General features: G+C 71.7%; 24 protein-coding genes. 9 read left to right on the forward strand and 15 right to left on the reverse strand.

From position 1 onward, the window contains the following. Positions 1-163 precede the first annotated feature (163 nt). Complete coding sequence (locus VKN16_05990) at positions 164-646, forward strand: tetratricopeptide repeat protein (protein ID HME93747.1); 483 nt, start codon at positions 164-166, stop codon at positions 644-646. Between the two features lie 16 nt (positions 647-662). Here the strand turns inward: VKN16_05990 and VKN16_05995 are convergent, their stop codons facing one another. The 4 genes from VKN16_05995 to VKN16_06010 all read right to left on the reverse strand — a co-directional run bounded on the left by VKN16_05995 (position 663) and on the right by VKN16_06010 (position 6,794). After that, positions 663-2,948 carry a heavy metal translocating P-type ATPase gene (locus VKN16_05995; protein ID HME93748.1) on the reverse strand — a complete coding sequence of 762 codons (2,286 nt, stop codon included), beginning with the start codon at positions 2,946-2,948 and terminating at the stop codon, positions 663-665. Between the two features lie 25 nt (positions 2,949-2,973). Beyond that, positions 2,974-4,518, reverse strand: a complete 1,545-nt coding sequence (locus VKN16_06000) for an AMP-binding protein (protein ID HME93749.1) — start codon at positions 4,516-4,518, stop codon at positions 2,974-2,976. 147 nt (positions 4,519-4,665) lie between these two features. Next, on the reverse strand, positions 4,666-5,547 hold the full coding sequence (locus VKN16_06005) for a CoA ester lyase (GenBank protein HME93750.1): 882 nt from the start codon (positions 5,545-5,547) through the stop codon (positions 4,666-4,668). Positions 5,548-5,564: 17 nt separating this feature from the next. Next, complete coding sequence (locus VKN16_06010) at positions 5,565-6,794, reverse strand: CoA transferase (GenBank protein ID HME93751.1); 1,230 nt, start codon at positions 6,792-6,794, stop codon at positions 5,565-5,567. 133 nt (positions 6,795-6,927) lie between these two features. On the opposite strand from VKN16_06010, the gene VKN16_06015 reads away from it, so the two are divergent. Then, entirely contained in the window at positions 6,928-7,149 is a 222-nt protein-coding gene (locus tag VKN16_06015) for a hypothetical protein (GenBank protein ID HME93752.1), read from the forward strand. Between the two features lie 16 nt (positions 7,150-7,165). Here the strand turns inward: VKN16_06015 and VKN16_06020 are convergent, their stop codons facing one another. Continuing rightward, on the reverse strand, positions 7,166-7,486 hold the full coding sequence (locus VKN16_06020) for a DUF411 domain-containing protein (protein HME93753.1): 321 nt from the start codon (positions 7,484-7,486) through the stop codon (positions 7,166-7,168). An 18-nt stretch (positions 7,487-7,504) separates the two neighbouring features. Continuing rightward, on the reverse strand, positions 7,505-7,645 hold the full coding sequence (locus tag VKN16_06025) for a hypothetical protein (protein HME93754.1): 141 nt from the start codon (positions 7,643-7,645) through the stop codon (positions 7,505-7,507). A gap of 87 nt (positions 7,646-7,732) precedes the next feature. On the opposite strand from VKN16_06025, the gene VKN16_06030 reads away from it, so the two are divergent. The 4 genes from VKN16_06030 (at position 7,733) to VKN16_06045 (ending at position 9,866) form a co-directional block, all read left to right on the forward strand. Beyond that, entirely contained in the window at positions 7,733-8,089 is a 357-nt protein-coding gene (locus VKN16_06030) for a cupin domain-containing protein (GenBank protein HME93755.1), read from the forward strand. An 18-nt stretch (positions 8,090-8,107) separates the two neighbouring features. Beyond that, the gene (locus VKN16_06035; protein HME93756.1) at positions 8,108-8,476 is read left to right on the forward strand and encodes an AAA family ATPase; all 369 of its coding nucleotides are present in this window, start codon (positions 8,108-8,110) and stop codon (positions 8,474-8,476) included. A 173-nt stretch (positions 8,477-8,649) separates the two neighbouring features. Beyond that, positions 8,650-9,039 (forward strand): encapsulin-associated ferritin-like protein, encoded by a 390-nt coding sequence (locus tag VKN16_06040; protein ID HME93757.1) that lies wholly within the window; start codon positions 8,650-8,652, stop codon positions 9,037-9,039. Next, positions 9,036-9,866 carry a family 1 encapsulin nanocompartment shell protein gene (locus VKN16_06045; GenBank protein ID HME93758.1) on the forward strand — a complete coding sequence of 277 codons (831 nt, stop codon included), beginning with the start codon at positions 9,036-9,038 and terminating at the stop codon, positions 9,864-9,866. Before VKN16_06040 ends, VKN16_06045 begins: the two co-directional genes overlap by 4 nt. An 82-nt stretch (positions 9,867-9,948) precedes the next feature. Here VKN16_06045 and pgm read toward each other — a convergent pair whose 3' ends face one another. The 6 genes from pgm to VKN16_06075 all read right to left on the reverse strand — a co-directional run bounded on the left by pgm (position 9,949) and on the right by VKN16_06075 (position 16,096). Then, a complete protein-coding gene (gene pgm, locus VKN16_06050) occupies positions 9,949-11,619 on the reverse strand; it encodes a phosphoglucomutase (alpha-D-glucose-1,6-bisphosphate-dependent) (GenBank protein HME93759.1) in 1,671 nt (556 codons plus the stop codon). A gap of 10 nt (positions 11,620-11,629) precedes the next feature. After that, a complete protein-coding gene (locus tag VKN16_06055; protein HME93760.1) occupies positions 11,630-12,850 on the reverse strand; it encodes an adenylate/guanylate cyclase domain-containing protein in 1,221 nt (406 codons plus the stop codon). Positions 12,851-12,913: 63 nt separating this feature from the next. Then, complete coding sequence (locus VKN16_06060) at positions 12,914-13,195, reverse strand: helix-turn-helix domain-containing protein (protein ID HME93761.1); 282 nt, start codon at positions 13,193-13,195, stop codon at positions 12,914-12,916. Between the two features lie 763 nt (positions 13,196-13,958). Then, positions 13,959-14,693: an alpha/beta hydrolase gene (locus VKN16_06065; GenBank protein ID HME93762.1), complete on the reverse strand. Its 735-nt coding sequence runs from the start codon at positions 14,691-14,693 to the stop codon at positions 13,959-13,961. A gap of 5 nt (positions 14,694-14,698) precedes the next feature. Then, complete coding sequence (locus tag VKN16_06070) at positions 14,699-15,721, reverse strand: LLM class flavin-dependent oxidoreductase (protein ID HME93763.1); 1,023 nt, start codon at positions 15,719-15,721, stop codon at positions 14,699-14,701. Positions 15,722-15,769: 48 nt separating this feature from the next. Next, a complete protein-coding gene (locus VKN16_06075; GenBank protein ID HME93764.1) occupies positions 15,770-16,096 on the reverse strand; it encodes a hypothetical protein in 327 nt (108 codons plus the stop codon). 81 nt (positions 16,097-16,177) lie between these two features. Here VKN16_06075 and VKN16_06080 point away from each other — a divergent pair, with 81 nt between their 5' ends. Then, positions 16,178-16,882 (forward strand): 5-formyltetrahydrofolate cyclo-ligase, encoded by a 705-nt coding sequence (locus VKN16_06080; protein HME93765.1) that lies wholly within the window; start codon positions 16,178-16,180, stop codon positions 16,880-16,882. Here VKN16_06080 and VKN16_06085 read toward each other — a convergent pair. Together VKN16_06085 and VKN16_06090 are read right to left on the reverse strand one after the other, a co-directional pair. Continuing rightward, positions 16,879-17,886 carry a trypsin-like peptidase domain-containing protein gene (locus VKN16_06085; protein HME93766.1) on the reverse strand — a complete coding sequence of 336 codons (1,008 nt, stop codon included), beginning with the start codon at positions 17,884-17,886 and terminating at the stop codon, positions 16,879-16,881. The two genes, VKN16_06080 and VKN16_06085, sit on opposite strands and share 4 nt — an antisense overlap. Positions 17,887-18,020: 134 nt before the next feature. Beyond that, positions 18,021-19,028: a TAXI family TRAP transporter solute-binding subunit gene (locus VKN16_06090; protein HME93767.1), complete on the reverse strand. Its 1,008-nt coding sequence runs from the start codon at positions 19,026-19,028 to the stop codon at positions 18,021-18,023. Positions 19,029-19,086: 58 nt separating this feature from the next. Between VKN16_06090 and VKN16_06095 the strand changes: the two genes are divergently transcribed. Together VKN16_06095 and ppk2 are read left to right on the forward strand one after the other, a co-directional pair. Continuing rightward, positions 19,087-20,976, forward strand: a complete 1,890-nt coding sequence (locus VKN16_06095) for an alpha/beta hydrolase (protein ID HME93768.1) — start codon at positions 19,087-19,089, stop codon at positions 20,974-20,976. A gap of 192 nt (positions 20,977-21,168) precedes the next feature. After that, positions 21,169-21,954 (forward strand): polyphosphate kinase 2, encoded by a 786-nt coding sequence (ppk2, locus tag VKN16_06100; protein ID HME93769.1) that lies wholly within the window; start codon positions 21,169-21,171, stop codon positions 21,952-21,954. Positions 21,955-21,963: 9 nt separating this feature from the next. Here ppk2 and VKN16_06105 read toward each other — a convergent pair. Continuing rightward, positions 21,964-22,676, reverse strand: a 713-nt coding sequence (locus VKN16_06105; GenBank protein HME93770.1) for a BBE domain-containing protein, incomplete at its 5' end; no start/stop codon positions are given.

Below are 22,676 nucleotides of genomic sequence, written 5' to 3' on the forward strand. Positions count from 1 at the left end.
GCAAGAAGCGGGCCACGGCAGAACGCGTCTCGAAGCGGCGATTCCACGCCGGTCGGCACGGTGTCCGTCACCGCGTTGTCGTCGCCGCCGTATCAGCTGACACTCCGCCGTCGGCGGGGCGCCGTTCTTGACGCCGCGCGCTCGGCAGCGCAGTATCCGGGCGATGACCGAGGCCGAAGCCCTCGCGGCCCTCCGGAGCGACGACCCGGCTCTCGCGGCCCGCGCGGAGGCCATCCTCTGGCGTATCTGGTGCGAGTCCGGCGACCCCGAGCTGGATCGGCTCCTGCGCGAGGGCGTCGAGGCCATGGAGCGGCGGGACCTGGACCGGGCCATCGCCCTCTTCACGCGGATCACCGAGCGCGCGCCCGCCTTCGCCGAGGGCTGGAACAAGCGGGCGACCGCCCGCTACGTCGCCCACGACTTCGCCGGCGCGGTGGAGGACTGCACGGAGACGCTCGCCCGCAACCCGAACCACTTCGGGGCGCTGTCCGGACAGGGCCTCTGCCACATGGCCCTGGGCCAGTACCGGCAGGCGGCCGCGCTCTTCCGCCGCGCCCTCGAGGTCCACCCGCACCTCACCGCCGCGAACCACAACCTGGCGACGGCGCTGCAGGAGGCGGTCCGGGGCAACGGGCACGGCCCCTAGATCGGGCCCGGCGAGATCACAGCGGGACTCGGCGCAGGCGCAGCGCGTTGGCGATCACCGAGACCGAGCTCCCGCTCATGGCCGCGCTCGCGATCATCGGGCTCAGCAGCAGCCGCGCGACGGGATACAGCGCGCCCGCGGCCACCGGCACGCCCAGCACGTTGTAGACGAAGGCCCACGCCAGGTTCTGGCGGATGTTGCGCATCGCCGCGGCGGAGAGCCGGCGCGCCCGCACGATCCCGCGCAGGTCGCCCTTGACGAGGGTCACGCCCGCGCTCTCCATCGCCACGTCGGTCCCGGTGCCCATCGCGATGCCCACGTCGGCGGCGGCCAGCGCCGGCGCGTCGTTGATGCCGTCGCCGGCCATCGCGACCACGCGGCCGGCGGCCTGCAGGCGCCGCACCGTCTCGACCTTCTGCTCGGGCAGCACCTCGGCGACGATCTCGTCGAGGCCCAGGGCGCGGCCCACCGCCTGCGCGGTGACGAGGTTGTCGCCGGTGAGCACGATCACGCGAAGGCCCTGGGCGTGCAGCAGGCGAATGGCCTCGAACGCGCTCGGCTTGACCGGATCCGCGACGCCGAGCAGACCGATGGCCCGGTCCCCCGCCACCTGGAACATCACGGTCTGCCCCTCGCGCCGCAGCACCTCGGCCCGCGCGGCCAGCGGCCCGGCGTCGACACCCAGGTCCTGCAGCAGGCGCTGGTTGCCGAGCGCCACCGGCTTGCCCGCGATCGCGCCGGCCACCCCGCGGCCGGTCAGGGCGCGGAAGTCCCCGACCTCGGCGGCGGGCACCCCGCGCTCGGCGGCGGCGGCCAGGATGGCGGCCGCGAGCGGATGCTCGCTGCCTCGCTCGAGCCCCGCGGCCAGCGCCAGGACCTGACTTTCCGGCGTGCCCTCCACCGCCACCACCGAGACGAGACGGGGCTTGCCCTCGGTGAGGGTGCCGGTCTTGTCGACGACCAGCGTGTCGACCTTCTCCATCATCTCGAGCGCCTCCGCGCTCCGGATCAGCACGCCCGCCTGCGCGCCCCGGCCCGTCGCCACCATGATCGACATCGGCGTGGCCAGCCCGAGGGCGCACGGGCAGGCGATGATCAGCACGGAGACCGCGTTGACCAGCGCGTAGGCCAGGCGCGGCTCGGGGCCCACGAGACCCCACACGATCGCGGTCCCGACCGCGACGACGACCACCGCGGGCACGAACCAGGCCGACACCACGTCGGCCAGCCGCTGGATGGGGGGGCGGCTGCGCTGCGCTTCCGAGACCATGCGCACGATCTGGGCCAGCAGCGTGTCGGCGCCGACGCGCTCGGCGCGCATCACGAAGCTGCCGGAGCCGTTCACGGTGCCCCCGGTGACCCGGGCATCGCGCGTCTTCTCGACCGGGATGGGCTCGCCGCTGACCATCGACTCGTCCACCGCGCTCGCGCCCTCGAGCACGGTGCCGTCCACCGGGACGCGCTCGCCCGGGCGCACGCGCAGCCGATCGCCGACCTGCACGTGGCCGAGCGGGACGTCCTCGTCGCCACCGTCGCCGCGGATCCGCCGCGCCGTCTTCGGGGCCAGGCCCAGCAGCGCGCGGATCGCCCCCGACGTCGCGTGCCGGGCGCGCAGCTCGAGGACCTGCCCGAGCAGGACCAGGGTCGTGATCACCGCCGCGGCCTCGAAGTACACCGGGGGCGCGCCGCCGTGCCGCATCTCGCGCGGCAGCGCGTCGGGCCAGAGCACGGCGAAGACGCTGTAGCCGAACGCGGCGCCGGTGCCGATCGCGATCAGGGTGAACATGTTGAGATGGCGCGTCACGATGGACTGCACGCCGCGAGCCAAGAAGGGCCAGCCGCCCCACAGCACCACCGGCGCGGTCAGGATCAGCTGGACCCAGAGGCGCGCGCCGGGGCCGAGCCACGCCGCGGCCCGGGGCGCCACCACGTCGGCCATCGCCAGCGCGAACACGGGAACGGTGAGGACCAGGCTGACCCAGAAGCGCCGGCTCATGTCGGTCAGCTCGGCGCTCGGCGCCTCGTCGGCCGCGGCCACCTCGACGGGCTCCAGGGCCATGCCGCACTTCGGGCAGCTGCCCGGGCCGACCCGGCGCACCTCCGGATGCATCGGGCACGTGTAGGGGCGCGAGTCCGCGGCGCTGTCCTCGGCGGGCCGCGGCTCGAGATAGCGCGCGGGATCGGCGACGAACTTCTCCCGGCAGACGGGATTGCAGAACCAGTACGTGGTGCCCCGATATTCGGCGTGGCCGCCCGCGGCCTCGGCCGGCTCCACGTCCATCCCGCACACCGGATCCTTCACGGGGCCGAGGTCCGGGACGGCCGGCTCAGTTCACCTTGCGCGCGCGCCCCGCCCAGTAGGGCTCGCGGAGCTTGAACTTCTGCAGCTTGCCGGTGGCGGTGCGGACGAGCGCCTCGCGGATCTCGATCGAGGTCGGGCACTTGTAGTGGGCCATGCGGCCGCGACAGTGCTCGATGAGATCCCGCTCGGTGCACGTCATGCCGGGCCGCACGACGACCAGGGCCTTGATCGTCTCTCCCCACTTCTCGTCGGGCACGCCGATGACCGCCGCCTCGGCGACCGCCGGGTGCTGGAACAGGCAGTCCTCGACCTCGATCGAGGAGACGTTCTCACCCCCGGTGATGATCACATCCTTCTTGCGGTCGGAGATGGCGATGAACGGGCCCTCCTGGTACCCGCCGTCGCCGGTGTGGAACCACCCGTCGACGATGGCCTTGGCGGTCTCCTCGGGCTGGTTCCAGTACCCCTCGAAGACGTGGTTGGCGCGCGCGAGCACCTCGCCCTCCCCGTCCACCGCCATGCGGACGCCCACCGCGGGCACGCCCGCACGGGACAGCCGACGGGCCCGCTCGCCCGGTTCGAGGCCGTCCCACTCGGCGGGCGCCCGGTTGATGGTCAGGAGCGGCGCGGTCTCGGTGAGCCCGTAGATCTGGATGAACTCCCAGCCCAGCTCGGTCTCGATCCGCTCGATCGTCTTGGACGGCGGGGGCGCGCCGGCGATGACCACCCGCACGCGGCCCCGTCCCGGCACCGCGGTCCCCTGCTGCCGCCGCGCCGCCGCGGCGTCCAGCACCGCGGCGATGACCGCGGGCGCGCAGTTGAACAGGGTGACGCCCTCGGCCTCGACCCGGCGCAGGATCTCCTCGCCGTCGATCTTGCGGATGACGACGTGCCGCGCCCCCATGGCGGTGACCGCGTAGGGCATGCCCCAGCCGTTGCAGTGGAAGGTGGGCAGGGTGTGGAGGTAGACGTCGCGGTCGCTCAGGCCCAGGTGCCAGCCGAACGTGACCGCGTTGAGCCAGAAGTTGCGGTGCGTGAGCTGGACGCCCTTCGGACGCGCGGTGGTGCCCGAGGTGTAGTTGATGGAGACGGTGGCGTTCTCGTCGGTCACGCGCAGCCGCGGCGTCGCGTCCTTTCTCGAGAAGAGCTGCGGGTCCGTGCCGCTGCCCAGCACGAAGCGGTGCTTGACCCGGATGTCGCGCAGCGGCTCGTCCAGCTCGGGATCGACGAGCAGGACGGTGGAGCCGGAGTGGTCGACGATGTAGCGGATCTCCTCGGTGTTGAGCCGGAAGTTCACCGGCACCAGCACGCGCCCGTACACGCTGACCCCGAACAGGCTGATCAGGAAGCGCGCCGCGTTCGGCGAGACGATGGCCACCCGCTCGTTGGGGGCGGCGCCCAGGTCGTCGAGCGCGGCCGCGAGGCTGCGCGACATCTCGGCGAAGCGGGCGTAGCTGAAGCGCCCGAGCCCGCCGCCCGGCGGATTGGGCTCGTCCACCACCGCCTCGCGTTCACCGTAGACCAGCTCGGCTCGATCGAGAAAATCACCCAGGGTCAGCGGGACGATCATCGCTCTGCGCCTCCTCGCGCGCTCCGATCAGTCGGCCGGGAGCCGGTGCAGCAGCCGCACCGTGACCGCCTCGGCCGTCGGGGGCAGGATAGCACTCCCGCGAGCCGCCGGGGGCACCGCCCGCCCCCGGCGCGCTGGACCGTGGAGCTACCGGTCGCGGGCGGCCGTGCCGAGGCCGAGCCGGCGGGCCGCGGCCAGGATCGCCTCGGCGCGCCTGACGAACGGGATGTCGATCATGCGGCCGTCCACCAGGTAGGCGCCGACGCCGCGCGCCTCGGCCTCCCGCGCCGCGCCGACCACGCGGCCGGCCGCCGCGATCTCGGCGTCGCTCGGCCGGAACACCGCGTTGGCCAGGGGGACCTGCGTGGGATGGATGCACGACTTGCCGACGAAGCCGAGCCGCCGCGCCGTCTCCGCCTCGCGGGTGAACCCCTCGGGATCCTTCACGGTGCCGTAGACGGTGTCGCAGGCCCAGATGCCGGCCTCCGCCGCGGCGAGGCGCACCGCCAGCTGCATCGCGTGCACCGCGCGCGCGTCGGACCGGTCGAGGCCGTAGGGCTCGAACAGATCGCCCAGTCCCAGCTGCAGCCCCGCCACGCGAGGATCGGCGGCGGCGATCTCGACGGCGAGACGGAGTCCGCGGGGCGATTCGATGTTCGCGAGGATCCCGATCGGCCCGGCGAGCCCCCGCTCGGCCTCGTGACGCGCGAGGACCGCGGCCGCGGCGCGGACGTCCGCGGCGGACTCGGGCTTGGGCAGGTTGATCAGGTCCACCCCCGGGCCGGCCACCGCGGCCACGTCGGCCTCGAAGTGCGGGGTGCCGAGGCCGTTGACCCGCACGATCACGACCTTGTCGTGCGGGCGCGCGGCGAGATCCCGCAGGAAGGCCCGCAGCGTTCGGCGCGCCTCGGTCTTGCGGCTCTCCTGCACGGAGTCCTCCAGGTCGAACGACAGCGCGTCCGCGTCCCCGGCCAGCGCCTTCTCGAACAGCTCGGGCCGCGAGGCGGGCACGAACAGCTTGCTGCGCATCAGGAGGTCGCGCACGCTCAGGCCGTCGCGCGTGTGTCCACGCCGATCACCGCGCCCTCCCGGCCCAGGCGCTCGATCTCCGCGTCCGTGTAGCCGAGGCTCGCCAGGATCTCCCGCGCGTGCTGCCCCAGGGTCGGCGCGGGGAGCGGCGCGGGCGGCGGTCCGTCCCCGAACCGGACCGGGTGCGCCATGCCGCGGTAGCGGCCGACGGTGGGATGCTCGAACTCGGCCAGGATGCCCTCGGCGGCGACCTGGGGGTGCTCGAACATGTCCTCGACCGGGCGCGCGGCGGCGCAGGGCACCTGGTCGCCGAACACGGCCTCCCACTCGACGGCGGTGCGCGCGAGCAGCGCCTCGCGAAGGCGCGGGACGAGCACGTCGGCGTGCCGGGCTCGCTTCTTCATGGTATCGAAGCGCGGATCGCCCGCCAGCTCGGATAGCCCGGTCAGCTCGCACAGGGCCTTCCAGAAGTGGGGCGTGTTGGCCGAGATGTACAGGGTGCCCCGCTTCGTGGGATGCAAGCCGGTGATCCCGCCCGACCGCATGTCGCGCGCGACGTCGCGCCCCTCGCCGTCCACCCACACGAGCCGGCCGGCCTGCATGGTGAGCGCGCTGCGGAGCAGCGAGACGCTCACGTACTGGCCCACGCCGGTGCGGCTGCGCTCGAACAGGGCCGACGAGACCGCGAAGGCGAGCATGGAGGACGAGTAGAAGTCGACCGCGGAGCCGTAGACGATCTCGGGATCTCCGGGCTTGCCCTGCTCGACGCAGATGCCGGTCATGGTCTGCAAAACCTGATCGTAGCCGGCCCGATCCTTCAACGGACCGGAGTCGCCGTAGCCGGTGAGCGCGCAATAGATGAGGCGCGGGTTGACCGCCCGCATGCGCTCGTAGTCGATGCCGAGCCGCTCCGGCACGGACGGCCGGAAGTTGTGCACCATCACGTCGGCGCCCTCGACGAGGCGGCGAAGCACGCCGAGCCCGCCCGGCCGCTTCAGGTCGAGGCCGATGCCCTGCTTGTTGCGGTTGACCCCGAGGAAGGCGCGGCTCTCGCCCGCCAGGGTCGAGGGATAGTTGCGGAGGTTGTCCCCTTCGGGCGGCTCGATCTTGATGACGCGCGCGCCGAGGTCACCCAGCAGCGTGCAGCCGTAGGGAGCGGCCACGTAGCCGCTCAGGTCGAGCACCGTGACGCCGCTCAGCGGCCCATGGCCCGGACGGGAGCCCCGCACAGGGCCGGAGTCTACCATGGCGCACACCCCGGCGTGCCGCGGGGCTCGCGCCCCTGCCGCCGGCGCGGTCCGCCGATCCCGAGCGGAGACCCGGCGTCCGTGCTATTTTCGGCGTCATGAGTCACGACACTCCGATGCGAGGGCACCCCTGATGGCCGACGACGTCCTCGAGAGCACCGTGCGCCAGTGGCTGCGTGATCACCAGGGCCAGGCGTACTGCGCGCGATGCATCGCCAAGGACCTCGGTGAGCCTGATCCGGAAGTGGTGCAGGACGTGATGGACACGCTCGCCCCGCGACCGATCTTCTCCGCGGGACGATGCGCGTGCGGCTCGCCGGGCCTGCAGTACGGTCAGCCGAAGCCGGCCTCCTAGGCCGGCGCCGGCCGGGTCAGCGGCTCGCGTAGACCGTCGCGCGCCCCTGCCGGTCGAACGCCATCACGTCGTAGCGCTCGGCTCGCTGCCCCGGCGATTCCATCCCCGGAGAGCCGACGGGCATGCCCGGTACCGCGAGGCCGGCCACCGCGGGCCGCTCGCGGAGCAGCCGATCGATGACGTCGGCGGGCACGTGGCCCTCGATGACGTAGCCCTCGACCACCGCGGTGTGGCAGCTCTGAAGCGACGACGGCACCCCCAGCTTCCGCTTGACGGGCGCCAGGTCGTCGAGATCCTCGGTCCGAACCGCATAGCCGCCGGCGCGCAGGTGACCCACCCACGCCGCACAGCATCCTCAGGTGGGCGACTTGTGCACCGAGACGATGGGCTTCGATGCTCCCCGGACCGGGCGCCCGCTCAGCGTGACGGCCACGAGCGCCAGGCTTCCGGCCAGCAGCCCGCGCCGCGCGATGGGCTCGTTCGTGATCTCGCTCATGCGGTCAGGATCGGCCCGAACGTCCGGTCCGTCAAGCCGGATAATCGGCTGTAAGGCGGTGGACATCACGATGAACAGGAGGGATCCATGCGGAGAGCGACCACCCTCGGCGTTCTCATCGCCCTCGTCGCGCTCACGGCCGCGCTGAGCCGCGCGCAGCCGGCGAGCGGCAAGATCGCCGAGCGCGTGCTGCTCGACAACGACACGGTCCGGCTCGTCCTCGTGACCTACCAGCCCGGCGCCGACTCCGATCTCCACATGAACACCGGCCCCGAGATCACCATCGTCCAGGACGGAGAGCTGGTCCTCTACGCCCAGGGGCGGCGCGAGCTGCTCAAGACCGGCGCCGCGCACTGGCTCCCGGACGGGACCGCTCACCTCGGCCGCAACGAGGGCAGCCGGCCCGTGAAGTTCTGGTCGCTGCTCCTCAAGCGCTGCGACTGATTCTCGGCCAACCGCCGCGTGAGATCCCGCCGCATCCACATCTTCGGCGCCGCGGGCAGCGGCACCTCGTCGCTGGCCGCCGCGATCGCGCGACGCCATGGTCACCGCCATCTCGATACCGACGACTTCTACTGGATGCCGACCGACCCGCCGTTCCGGCAGGTGCGCCCGCGCGACGAGCGACTGGCCCGGCTCGAGTCGGCACTCGAGCAGTCCCCGACCTGGGTGCTTTCCGGATCGCGGTGCGGCTGGGGCGACCTGGTCGTCTTCCTGCTCGTGCCGACGCCGGTGCGCCTGGCCCGCCTGCGCGCCCGAGAGCAGCAGCGCTACGGCGCGGAGCCGGGCCATGCACGAGGCGTGGGCTCGCGTCCATCTCCGCGCCGGTGATGCGGCTCGAGGCCGACCATCCGATGAGCGACCTGCTCGCGCGACTGGAACCGCGCTGATCTGACGCGACACGTTGAAGCCTCCTGCCAGCTGCGGTATCGTGACGTTGCTCGCCCGGCGGCGCGGGACGAGCCGACACCTTCTCGGCCGGGCACTCTCTCAAAGGAGCGGTGATGGCGAACTCGGCGGGTTACCACGAATCGGAAGACCGGCTCCGGCCGGAGACGATGGACAACCATCGGGCGATCACCTCCATGCAGGAGGAGCTGGAGGCGGCCGACTGGTACGATCAGCGGGTCGACGCGGCGACCGACGGAGACCTCAAGGAGATCCTGGCCCACAACCGCGACGAGGAGAAGGAGCACTTCGCCATGCTGCTCGAGTGGTACCGGCGGCGTGACGCGACCATGGACGCCCACCTCAAGGAATATCTGTTCACGACCGGCTCGCTCGTCGCGCTCGAGCAGGCCAGCGCCGGCGGCAACGGCGACGGCGCGCACGCGGCGGACGGTAGCGCCGGATCGCTCGGCATCGGCAGCCTGAAGGGGGGCCAGGGGCTATGAACAACCTCAGGCGCGAGCTGGCCCCCATCTCGAGCGAAGCGTGGAGAGAGATCGATGCCGAGGCCTCGCGAGTCCTCAAGCTCAAGCTCGCCGGCCGCAAGCTGGTGGACTTCGACGGCCCGCTCGGCCCCACCGCGGCGGCGGTCAACACCGGGCGCCGCGAGTCTCTCGGCCGCGCGCCCATCGCCGACATCGAGGCCTCCCGGCGGCAGGCGCTGCCGCTGATCGAGCTGCGCTCGTATTTCGAGCTGTCGCGCGAGGAGATGGACGCGGTCGAGCGCGGGGCCGAGGATCCCGAGCTGCAGCCCCTCATCGATGCGGCCACCCGCATCGCCTTCGCCGAGGACACCGCGATCTTCCACGGCTACGCGACCGGCGGCATCAAGGGCATCGACGAGGCGTCCGTGCATCCCATCCTCCCGATCCCCGACGACTACCAGGAGTACCCGCGTTGCATCGCCGAGGCCACGCGGCTCCTGCGGCTGGCCGGCGTCGACGGGCCCTACGCCATCGCGATGGGGCCGCGCTACTACACCGGCCTCACCCAGGCGGTCGGCGACGGCGGCTATCCGGTGCTGAACGTGGTGCGCAAGCTGGTGGACGGCCCGCTGGTGTGGGCGCCCGCGGTCAACGGCGCGGTGGTGGTGAGCCTCCGCGGCGGCGACTTCGAGCTGACCATCGGCACCGACCTGTCGATCGGCTACCAGAGCCACACCGACACGACGGTGCGGCTCTACCTGATCGAGACGATGGCGTTCCGCGTGCTGACCCCCGAGGCCGCGGTGGCGCTCGCGCACCGGGACGCCAAGGGCGGCAAGAAGGGCTGAGCGACCACGAGCGTGCAGGGCATCGTGTTCACGCCGGGCAATCCGCGCACGGTGCTCGGCGGACTGGCCCGGCGGTTCTGAGTCAGCCCCCCGGCCCGGCCGCCGCGCCCGCCGCCTCGAAGACCTGCCGGATGAGGGCCTGGGCCTCGGCCTGGATCCGCCGCAGGTGGTCGGGGCCCTTGAAGCTCTCCGCGTAGAGCTTGTAGACCTCCTCGGTTCCGGACGGCCGCGCCGCAAACCAGCCGCTCGCGGTGGCGACCTTCAGCCCGCCGATGGGCGCGTCGTTGGCCGGCGCGGTCGTCAGCCGCGCGGTGATCGGATCGCCGGCCAGCTCGGCGGCGCCGACCTGGGCGGGCGAGAGCCGGGCCAGCAGCGTCTTCTGCTGGACGGTGGCGGCCGCATCGATCCGCTCGTACGCGAAGTCGCCGAACTGCCGGGTCAGCTCGCGGTAGAGATCGGCGGGATCCCGGCCGGTGACCGCGGTCATCTCGGCGGCGAGCAGCCCGAGGATGATCCCGTCCTTGTCGGTGGTCCACACGGTACCGTCGCGCCGCAGGAACGACGCGCCGGCGCTCTCCTCGCCTCCGAAGCCGAGGCTACCGTCGAGGAGCCCTTCGACGAACCACTTGAAGCCGACCGGCACCTCGACGAGCCGACGATCGAGCCGCGCGGCCACCCGGTCGATCATGCTGCTGCTCACGAGCGTCTTGCCGACGCCGGCGTGCTTCGGCCAGCCCGGCCGGTGGGCGAACAGGTAGGCGACGGCCACCGCGAGGTAGTGATTCGGGTTCAGCAGGCCGCCGCTGCCGGCCACGATGCCGTGACGATCGTGATCGGTGTCGCAGGCCCAGGCCACGTCGAACCGGTCGCGGAGGCCGATCAGGCGCTGCATCGCGTAGACCGACGAGCAGTCCATCCGGATCTTGCCGTCCCAATCCACGGTCATGAACCGGAACGTCGGATCGACCGCGTCGCTCACCACCGTCAACGGCAGCCGGTATCGCTCGGCGATCATCCCCCAATAGCGCACGCCGGCGCCGCCGAGGGGATCGACCCCGAGGCGGATGCGCGCGTCGCGCAGCACGTCGAGGTTCACCACGTGACCCAGATCCTCGACGTACGCGCGCATGTAGTCGTGACGGTGCGTGGTGGCGGCGCCGCGCGCCCGCTCGAACGGCATGCGCGCGACCCCGGCGAGCCCGTCGGCGAGCAGCGCGTTGGCGCGATCCTCGATCCAGCCGGTGACGTGGGTGTCGGCGGGGCCGCCGCTCGGCGGGTTGTACTTGAAGCCGCCGTCCTCGGGCGGATTGTGCGAGGGCGTGATCACGATGCCGTCGGCCAACCCGTCGGCGCGCCCGCGATTGTGGCCGAGGATCGCGTGGGAGATGACCGGCGTCGGCGTGTACCCGTCCCGCTCGTCGATCATCACGTCGACCCGGTTGGCGGCCAGCACCTCGAGCGCGCTGGCGAAGGCCGATTCCGACAGCGCGTGGGTGTCGATGCCGAGGAAGAGCGGCCCGTCGATGTGCCGCTCGCGGCGGTACTGACAGATCGCCTCGGTGATGGCCAGGATGTGGGCCTCGTTGAAGGCGCCGTCCAGGGCGGATCCGCGGTGCCCCGAGGTGCCGAAGGCCACGCGCTGCTCGCGGAGCGTGGGATCCGGGCGCCGCGTGTAGTACGCGGTCATCAGGCGCGGGATGTTGGCGAGGCTCGAGGGCTCGGGCGGCTTTCCGGCGCACGGATCCACTGGCATGGCGATCGCCTCAGCCTCGGACGCGCGGTCTGCCCCGCCGCGTCGCCGCGTCCGGCCTCGCCGACCCGCGGCGTCCGGTTCGCGCCTTCGGGAAGCTCGCCCGCAGGCCCTTGGCCTGAGCCTGGAACAGCGTCTCGACCTCCGGGAGGCCGGCCAGCCGATGGCGGCCGAGGCTCCGGAACCGGACGCCGCCGCCCGCCGACGGGCCGACCGCGTTACGCGCCCGGCCGGAGAGGAGGATCTGCCCCCCGTGGGCCGCCGAGCACACCCGGGCCGTGGTATGGACGGCCAGCCCGATGTAGCCGACGTCGGTGAGGGTGGGGCGCCCGCTGTGGATGCCCACGCGGACACGGACGTCGAGGTCGTCGGGCCACGCGCGCGCGCCGATCGCGCGCTGGAGGGCCACCGCCGCGGCCACCGCGGCGGGCGCGCGCTCGAACACCGCGAAGTACTCGTCGGCCCGCGCGTCGATCTCGCGTCCGCTCGCGCGGAGCACCGCGGCGCGCAGGATGCTCCGCACGTCGTTCAGCAGATCGCCGTAGCGGTCGCCCAGGCGGCGTAGCAGCGCGGTGGAGCCCTCCATGTCGGTCATCAGGAGAGTGACGAAGCCGGTCGGCAGCGCGGCCGCATCGGTGGAGGTGGCCTGGATCTGCCCGTGCAGCAGCTCCTTCTCGACCACGAAGCGCACCGCGGCCCGCACCGTCTCGGCCAGCGCGGGATCGTCCAGGATCGTCGGGTCGTGGACCAGCGCGGTCATCGGACGCCCCTGGCGCTCGAGGAACGTGACGCCGCGCCGGTCTCCCTCGGTCGGCAGCGGAGTGGGGCGGCCTCCGCCGTCGAGATAAGCGCCCGCGGCCTCGGACCAGTGCAGGACGGCGAGGCTCGGATCGCGCAGGACGCTCCGCAGCCGCTGCTCCAGCTCGCCCGGCGCGCCGTGCCGCCCCAGCTCGATCACGAGCCGGCCGGCGGTGGCGTTGCTCCGCTCGGTCTGCAGCTGCCCGGTGATGAAGCCGACCGGGACGATGCGGTACTTCTTCGCCGCGTTCAGGAGCCGGGTGCGCGTACGCTCCCGGGCCGCCTCGTCCTCGAAGCCGACCTGGCTGAATCGGGCCAGCGCGTTGCGCACGTGCGCCTCGTCGTGGATGGGCAGCCGCCGGCGGCCGCGCGAATCGATGTAGGCGAAGGCGCTGGCGGGCAGACGCGCCCGCTTACTGGCCGCGAGCCGAGACATGCGTCCACCATACTCCGCTTCGTTGCCGGGCGGGAGGCGGCGGAGACGGCGGAGCCGGCGACGTCAGGCCCAGTCCAGCGGGCCGAACCGGTCGTGTCTGGGCACCGGCCGTCGCGTCGGTCGAAGGCCGAAATTCTTGATCTTGTAGAGCAGGGCGCGATAGCTGATCTCCAGGAGCCTGGCCGCCCGCACCCGATTCCACTCGGTTCTCTCGAGCACCTGCAGGATGACCTCGCGCTCCGCCGCGTGCGCCGCTTCCCTGGCGATGTGCTTCAACGATACGGGCGCGATCCCGGTCTCCGGCGCGGCCTCGATGTCACCGGTCTTGCTCGCGAAATCGACCATCGTTCCCTCCTGAAGATCGTATGCCTGAAGATCGTATGGCGTGTGCTCCGGTCACCGTAGGAGAGCCGTCCGTGCCTGTCAAGCGCTCGTCTGCTCGCCAGGCATGCGGCGATTCGCGACGGACGACGCGTGGTCGCCGATCAATGCTGGCTGCAAAGCGGCCTCCGCACGCCAGGCCCGATCAGCACGTCACCTGGAACCGACGCCGTCCGCGACGCCGCATCAGCGCGTCGTATTTCCATCCGGTGGATGGCTGGGGATAAGTGGATAACTACACGCCCATTATTTCGCGCGGCTCGTGCTAGCATCCCCGCCCGTCTCGGTTCGGCGACAGCCCCTCCCCCGACGCGACGATGACCGATCCGTGAGCTGTGGTGGCTCGAGGAGAGCGGCTCGCTCCTGGACGACGCCCGGGATCCGGCCGCGCCGCCCCTCGCGCGGCTGCGCGCGCTGGCCGCCATCAGCGCGAACCTGGACGAGTTCTTCACGGGTCGGATCCCGTCGCTCAAGCGCCTGGCTCGCGACGCAGCCAGGTGGCCCGGCGGGCCCGCGAGCTGGTCGCGGGCGCAGCGGCGCTGCTCCGACGACCTGCGCGAGCCGCTGGCCCGGGCGACTCGCCCCGCGGTGGACTCGGCGCTCCCCCACCGCGAGCGGTCCATCGGCCGACGTCCTGGCGCTGCTGCGGGCGGACTGCGGCTCTCCGACGATGACGTGCCCGGTATCGGTAGCTGCTCCATCCGCGGCCCTCCTGGGCCGCGGCACGCTACCCTGCCGGCGTGTGCTCGAGGAAGAACGCCCGGACGCGGGCGCGCGCCGACGTGAGCGCCGGGCCGGTCTTCCACTCCGGGATCAACTCGCAGCGAGGCAACAGCTTCGCCAGCTCCTCGGAGATCGGGAAGGGATGCGCCTCGTCGTTGCCGGCCAGCACCAGGCACGGCGTCCGGCAGGTGGCGGCGAAGGCCCGGTCCGCGCAGTAGACGAAGTCCGGCCCGTACATGTTCCGGTAGAAGGCGTCGAGGACCGCCGGCGTGGCCTCCGGGTGGTCCTTCACCGACTCGACCCAGGCCTCGAATCGCGCCGAGCGCGTCGCCGGCATCGGCCCGACCCGCCCGATCGGCTGGGCCAGCACCGCGGAGGCGACCCGGTCCGGCCGGGCCTTCAGCATGCTCATGATGAAGGACCCGCCGATGCACTGGCCGTAGAGGTGACAGCGATCGATTCCGAGGTGATCGAGCACCGCGAGGTGGTCGCCGGTGTAGGTGGGCCAGCCGTCCTGCGCGGTGATCGGGGCCCGCGACTGGCCGCCCGCGTTGCGCTGGTCCATCGCGATCACCCGGAAGCTCCCGCCCAGCTCGATGATCGGATTGATCGGCGCGGCGGGACGGCCCCAGACCTCGATGGTCGATTGCAGTCCCGCCGGCGCGAACGTGAGGATGGGGAATCCCCGCCCGGTCTCCTCGTAGTAGAGGGTGGCGTCGCGGTGACGGAAGCTGGGCATCCGCGTCAGGCCCCGACCCGCGACGTCCGCAGGGCGGGGAGCACGCGCTCCGCGAGCAGGGCGATGGTGCGCAGGACGCGCGCCTGCTCCATGCCCGGCCACTGCACGCGGAAGATGAACGAGTTGACCCCGAGCCGCTCGGCGTAGCGCGTGATCTCGCGGACCGCGTCGTCGGGATCGCCCACGATGAAGCGATCGGCCACGAGGTCCTCGAACTCGTGCGCGAAGCTGTCGCCCTCGGGGAGCGCCTTGTCCTGGCCCCAGGAGGCGTAGGCCTTGTACTTGGCCTCGAGGAACGGACGGCACTCCGTGAGCGCGGTGCGGCGGTCTCCCGCCAGATACAGCTCCTTGATGATCGGCAGCTCGGTCGGGAACGGGCGGCCGGCCTCGCGCAGCGCGTCGCGGTACACGCCCATCTGGCGCTCGAGCACCGCGAGCTTGGCGTGGGGGTTGATCACCCACGCGTCGGCCATCCGCGCCGCGCGGGCCACCGCCGCGTCGTTGTTGGCCGCGAACCAGATCGGCGGGTGCGGCTGCTGCACCGGGCGCAGCATCATGCGCGCGCGCGTGAGATGGAAGAAGCGGCCGTGGTGGGTCACCTCGTCGTCCGCCCAGAGGCGCTTGATGACCTCGAGGCCCTCCACGAAGCGCCCCACCCGCTCCTTGGGCGCGATGCCGAAGGCCTCGTTCTCCTCCTCGCGATAGCCGAGGCCCACCCCGAAGACGAAGCGCCCCTCGGTGATGACGTCGAGCGTGGCGACCTGCTCGGCCACGTCCACCGGATTGAGCAGCGGCAGCAGGATCACGGTGGCGCCGACCCGCATCGTGCCCGCCTCCGCGGCGAGCCGCGCCAGCGCGGGCAGGCTCTGCACCTCCTGGAACGGCGTGGACAGGAAGTGCTGGCCCATCACGATGAGACCGAAGCCGGCGTCGCGCGCCGCCCGGACCTGGTCGATGTGCTCGCGGAAGCGATCGACCATGGACACGCCGGGCGGATGCTGCTTGGAGACGATCAGGCCGAAGTTCATCCCGCTGCCCTGTGTATCAACTGCGATGGGTGGAGTCAAGGCGGAGCGTCACCGCCGTGCCACGCGCATGCGGACGCCCGGCGTCGGCCGCAGCGTGATGTAGGGCGTGGGGACGATGCGCTGGCCCGGGATGAGGTCGAGTCGGAAGCGCGACGCGATGGCGGCGAGGATCAGGACGGCTTTCGCGGCTCCGGGCCACGACCAGCTCCTCGAGCGCGTCCGGGTAGATTGGCAGGACGCGATAGGGCCCGAGCCGCGTCTCGACGACCCGTAGTGTCGCGCGCACGACTCGTAGAAGCCGAGCTGGTCGCGCCGGATCGCCGCCGCGCTGCCGCTCAGATAGCCGCCCTTCGGACCGGCGAGAGGCGTCGCCATCGGCGCCACCCTAGCACCGGTCAACCGGGTAGGCCACCGGCCGCCTTTCCCCGCGCCCGCCGGCCACGTAGAATCCGAGACGTGGCATCGCGCGAGAGCGTGGACCTGGCGGCCTGGCGACGGTCCGAACGCGAGCGCCTCATCGGCGCGCGCGAGCGCCTCGACGCCGAGACGCGCGAGCGCTTTCGTCGCCGCATCGACGGACATCTGACCCGCTCGTTCCCCGGCCTTCCGGCCGCGACGATCGCATTCGGCTGGCCGACGCGGGGCGAGTACGACGCCCGCCCGCTGGCCGCCGCCCTGCGCGCGCGCGGGGCGGTGACCGCGCTCCCGGTGGTCGTCGCGCCCCGGCAGCCGATGATCTTCCGCGAGTGGCACGACGGCGTGGCGCTCACGCCCGGGCCGCTGGGCATTCCCTATCCCGCCGGATCGGAACCGGTCGTCCCCACCGTCGTGCTCGTCCCCCTGATCGGCTGGGACGGTTCGGGCTATCGCCTCGGTTACGGGGCCGGCTACTTCGACCGGACCCTGGCGAGCGCGCCCAGGCCGCTCGTCGCCATCGGCGTCGGCTACGAGCTGGCGAAGATGGAAACCATCCGGCCCCAGCCCTGGGACGTGCCGATGGACTGGATCGTCACCGAGCGCGGCGTCTATCGTCGCGACCCCGGGGGGCTCGAGTTTCTGGGCGATCCGGCGCCGGGTGACCCGGGGACGCTGGCCTCGCCGGTGTGCTACGCAGACGAGATCGACCCGGGACGCTTCGGCGAGTCGGATCGCGACGGCTAGGGCATCGTGCCGGTGAGCTTCAGCTGACGGCCGGCCCGCAGCACCGTCACGTTCACCGGGGCCGCCGCGCCGAGCCGGCTGGTGCGCTCGCGGATCTTGGCGAGATCGGCGGCTGTCGCGATCGCGAGCCCCTGCACGTTGAGGATGATGTCTCCGCCGACCACCAGCGGCTGGCCGTCGATGGTGGCGGTCTTGCGCCCGCCCCGGATGCCCATCTGATCGGCGGTCGAGCCCTTGGCCACGGACTTGACCAGGAAGCCGCCGGTCTTGGGGGGCAGGTTGAACACGTCGGCCAGCTCGTCGGACAGGAGCTGACCTTCCACCCCGGACCAGAGCGAGCGCTTCTCCAGCAGCAGCTGCTTCGCGGTGTTCATGGTCACCACGAACCCGAGGCCCTCGCTCCCGCCGCCCTTGGAGATGACGTGGCTCACGATGCCGACGACCTCGCCGCCCAGGTTGAACAGCGGCCCGCCCGAATTGCCGGTATTGATGCTGGCGTCGGTCTGGAAGAACTCGGCGAGCGGGATCGCCCGGTACACCGTGCCCGGCGCCCACCGCGCGCTGATCCAGCCCACGCTGAGCGCGTGCCCCAGGCCATAGGGCGCCCCGACGACGACGACCTGCTCGCCCACCCGCACCGTGTCGGAGTTGGCGAGCTTCGCGGCCTCGAGGCCGGGCGGCACCTGCTCCAGCTGGAGCAGCCCCAGATCCGCGGCCTGCTCGGAGGCGAGCACGCGCGCCGCCACCGTCCTGCCTCCGAGGAACTGCACCTTGATCGCGGCGGCGCCCTGGATCACGTGCGCCGCGGTCATGATGCGCCCGTCGCTCGAGACGACGACGCCCGAGCCGACCTCGCCGACCGTGCCGTCCGCGGTCTCGGCCTGCACCACCACCACCGTCGTGGCGACTTTCCCGAACAGGTCGGCCACGCCCTGCGCGCTCGCGACCGCCGACGTCGTGCCGGCGACGAGGCCGACCAGAGCGACCGCGAGCCACGTGCGCATGCACCGTGCTCGTAGCAAACCGGATGCCGAGGACAGCGGCCCGGTCGACGGCCCGTTCGGCCGATTGGCCGGCGCCAGCGACACGCGATTACCGACTCGAACGCGATTACCGAGTCGTACCACTCGGCGACGGCCTACTTCAGCCAGCCCTTCTCACGGTAGTAGCGCTCGGCGCCGGGATGCAGCGGCACCCCGAGGTGCTGATAGGCACTGGCCGGATCGTAGTCGGCGAGGCTCGGGTGGATGCGGTGCACGCGATCCGGATTGTCGTTGATGACTTTGGTGATGAGATACGCGAGATCGGGGGACAGGCTGGCCGAGGCCGCGATGGTGGAACCCATGCCGGCCGACGGGATCGCCTCGTCCGCGTTCACCGCCTTCGGATACGTGCCGCGCGGGATCGCCCCATCCGCGAAGCCGAACCGGGCCAGCGACTCCACGAGCGGCTTCGGGAACGGGAGCAATCGGAGCCGCCGTCCCTCCGAGGCCTCCAGCACCGACGCGGCCGGCAGGGCGAGGAACGCGAACACGCCGTCCACCTTGTGATTCCGGAATGCCGCGGCCTGCTCGGCGTAGGAGCCGCGGAGGAACTTCGCGCCCACCGACTCCCAGGCCCGGTAGCAATCGGACGGCTTGCCGGGCGTGCAGAGGCCGTAGTGCGCCAGGATCTTCTCCATGCCCCACACGTCCGCGGTGCCGGGCCGGGAGATGGCGAGACGGATCGGCCGGCGGCGACCCACGATCTCGTCGATCGTCGTCGCGGCGAACCGCGATTCGGCGGCGACGTAGAAGTGAAAGACGTTGGGGCTCATGTTGCCGGCCAGCCCCAGCAGGCCGTCCATCTTCCGCCCCACGTACGGGTCGTCTCCGGCCAGCGCCGCGCCGAGCAGCAGCGGCATGCCCATGCCCACGCCGGCATCGCCCCGGGACAGGAGCACGGGGTTCTGCGTCCCGCCGCCGGGGACGACCCGGATGTTGAGTCCCGCCTTCTCGCGGATCAGCGCGGCCATGCCGTTGGAGATGGTCTCCCAGCCCCCGCCGGCCACGCCGCCCGCCCACGTGAGCTGCTCCTGGCCGGCCGCGGGCGCGTCCGAGAGGGCGAGCAGGAGCGCGGTCAATCCGAGCAGCACCGTGCGCGCCATATCCCCTGGGATTCCTCCCGCGCTCACGTTACCATGTGCCGCCGGCGTGGGGACACGGATGACGACGCGAGCGTGGCGAGCGACGGAGGGGACGCGCCGCGGCGCGATGGCGCTGCTCGTGCTGACGATGGCCCTCCTCGCGACGGCCTGCTCCGCGAGCCCCGTCCGCGTGATCCACGAGGACGCCGCCGACACCCATCGGCGCCTGATCCGCAGCGCGCTGTCGCACAACGAGCTGAGCACCTTCAGCCATACCGTCCTCCTCGAGACCGACCTCGACCGGCGCTTCGACGCCGATCCGGAGAAGGCGCTCCAGCAGCTGCACGACATCGCGGTCTCGGGCTCGGGCGGACCGAACCAGCTGTTCGCGGTGGCCGAGGCGTCCTTCCTTCACGCGGAGCGAACCGGCGATCGGTCGTACTATCTCGCCGCCGCGATCTATGCCTGGACCTATCTGTTCCCGGAGGACAAGTCCGAGACGCCGAATCCCTTCGATCCTCGCTTCGGGCTCGCGGCCAACCTGTACAACCGGGGGCTGACGTCCTCGCTCGAATCCGACGAGGGGCGGAAGGTCCTCCTGCGCGGAGGGATCTTCCCCCTGCCCTTCGGCGAGGTGACGATCAAGTTCGATCGGGCGCAGCTGCAGTGGCAGGGGCGCGGCATGATCGGATTCACCCCGGTGGCCGAGTACCGGGTGGTCGGCCTGCACGCCTACTACCGCGAGCCCGGCCTGGGCGCGCCGCTCGCCGCGTCGCTCGCCCCGCTTCCCGGCGAGACTCGGAACGACCTGCTCCTCCCGGAGCTGACGATCGGGGTGACCGCCATCCTCCGCCCGCCCGGATCCCGCACCGGGCTCGCCTGGCCACCGCTCGAGGGCACGCTCGAGGTGCACATCCCCGAGATGACCGGCACCGTGGACGTCGCCGGCCAGGCGGTGCCGCTGGAGTCCGAGCCGACCGCGGTGTTCGCCTACTCGCTCGCCGACTCGCCGGTCTGGGGACAGGAGTACACCCGGTTCTTCCAGGCCATCTCGTTCGGCAGCGACCAGTCGCAGCTGTACGCCTCCGTGCCCCATCGGCACGGACGCATCCCGGTGGTCTTCGTGCACGGCACCGCGTCCTCGTTCGGCCGGTGGGCGGAGATGTACAACCGGCTGGCCTCGGACCCGCGCCTGCGCGCCCGCTACGAGTTCTGGTTCTTCTCGTACGACTCGGGCAGCCCGGTCACGTGGTCGGCGATGCTCCTGCGCGAGTCGTTGCAGCGGGCCGTCCGCACGCTCGATCCCACCGGCAGCGATCCCGGCATGCAGCAGATGGTCGTGATCGGGCACAGCCAGGGCGGGCTGCTCACGAAGATGACGGTCATCGACAGCGGGACCCGCTTCTGGGACAAGGATTTCAGCCGTCCGCTCGAGTCACTCGACCTGTCGCCCGAAACGCGCGATCTGCTCCAGCGCTCCCTCTTCGTGAAGCCCCTGCCCTTCGTGAAGCGCGTGATGTTCCTGGCCACGCCCCATCACGGCAGCGAGCTGAGCGCCGGCCGGATCGCCCGCTGGGTCATCGGCTTCATCAAGTCTCCCCTCGCCCTCGCCGGGGTGATGGCCGATCTCGCCCGCAACCGCGACGCGCTCATCCTGAACCGGGCCGACGCCAAGCCGCGAATCCCGACCAGCATCGACCAGATGAATCCGCACAACCGCTTCCTGCGGACGCTCGCGTCCATCCCGCTCGTCCCCGGCGTGGCCGCCAACTCGATCATCGCGGTCCAAGGGGACGGGCCGGTCGAGGACGGCAGCGACGGCGTGGTGGCCTATCGCAGCGCCCACATCGACGGCGTCGAATCGGAAGCGGTGGTCCGATCGCCGCACTCGCTCCAGGACAACCCGGAGACGGTCGAGGAGGTGCGCCGGGTCCTGCTCCTCCACGACACGCCGAGCGCCGCCCCCTGACGCAACTGGCCGATCCGCGCGATCTGCAGCCACAACGAGGGCCTCGCCTGGGCCCGACCTGCCCGGCGGGCCTGCGGAGAATCTTCGGAGGAATTTCCGGGTTCCGTCAGGACTTGTGCGACGAATCAGGGGATCCTGGTGGCCCACCGATGACGGGTCACCACTGATAGGCTTGGGCAAGGAGCCAGCGTGATGGGCAAGGACGAGAAGATGAAGGGCAAGGCGTACGACAAGGAGCTCGCCAAGCTGCACGTCGAGCTGGTGAATCTCCAGGAGTGGGTCAAGCTCAAGGGCCTCAAGGTCTGCATCGTCTTCGAGGGACGCGACGGCGCGGGCAAGGGCGGGGTCATCAAGGCCATCACCGAGCGCGTGAGCCCGCGGGTCTTCCGGGTGGTCGCCCTCCCCGCCCCGACCGAGCGCGAGAAGAGCCAGATGTACGCCCAGCGCTACATGCCTCACCTGCCGGCGGCGGGCGAGATCGTCATCTTCGACCGCAGCTGGTACAACCGGGCCGGGGTCGAGCGGGTCATGGGCTTCTGCACCGAGCAGCAATCGAAGGCCTTCCTGCAGATCGTCCCGAGCTTCGAGAAGCTCATGGTCGATTCCGGCATCCATCTCCTCAAGTACTGGCTCGAGGTCAGCGAGGAGGAGCAGACGCGACGGCTCGAGGGACGGATCGACGACGGGCGGAAGATCTGGAAGCTGTCCCCGATGGATCTCAAGTCCTACAGCCGCTGGTACGACTATTCCCGGGCGCGGGACGACATGTTCGCGGCCACCGACACCGTGTGGGCGCCCTGGCACGTCACCAACTCGGACGACAAGCGTCGGGCGCGCCTCAACATCATCCGCCACCTGCTGGACAGCATCGAGTACAAGCGGCCGCCCCGCGAGAAGATCACGCTCCCCAAGCGGCAGAAGCCCGGCAGCTACCGCGAGCCCGACTACCCCTACAAGGTCATCCCCCAGAAATACTGACCGCCCGCGCTACGGCTTGATGTTCTGGTTCAGGTGGAACGCGTTGTCGGGGTCGTACTTGCGCTTGACCTCCCGCAGACGCTTGCCGTTGGGGCCGAAGGCGGCCGCGATCGCGGTGTCCTCGCCCACCTCGTCGGCGTTCAGGTAGTTCACGTACCGGCCCGCCGTGAAGTGCGGGGCCATCGCCCCGTAGGCGTCGCGCGCCCACGCGACGTTGGCCGGGGTGGCCGAGGCATCGAGCCACTCGCTCACGGTCAGGAAGTTGTAGCCCACCGTGCGGTGCGGGAACGCGGTCTCGGTCGGACCGACCCGCGTGGCCGCGCCGTGGAAGTGCTCGAGCAGGAGGCCGCTCATCGGCGACGGGGCCGCCGCGAAGCGATCGATCATCGTGTCGATGGCCCCGTCGGACAGCGCGGTGAGGAAGTTGGACTTCCAGTAGTTGTGCGCGCCCCGGGGGAAGCCCGCATCGAACAGCGTGTTCACCGCGGAGTACGGCATCGGGCCGATCACGTCCATCACCGGCGAGCCGAAGCGCTTCACCGGGCCCACCGCCGCCGCGCCGGCTTCCAGGCTGCCCGCGTAGCACACGATGATCCCGGCCAGCTTCACGCCCGAGCCGTCGGGGGCGTGCAGGAGGCCCGCGAACGCGGTCAGCTCGTCGGGCAGCGACGCGGTGAAGTCGCGATAGAAGCGCAGCACGTCGCGCGCCGCCGAGAACGGAT

Source organism: Candidatus Methylomirabilota bacterium (assembly GCA_035315345.1).
Lineage (GTDB): Bacteria > Methylomirabilota > Methylomirabilia > Rokubacteriales > CSP1-6 > CAMLFJ01.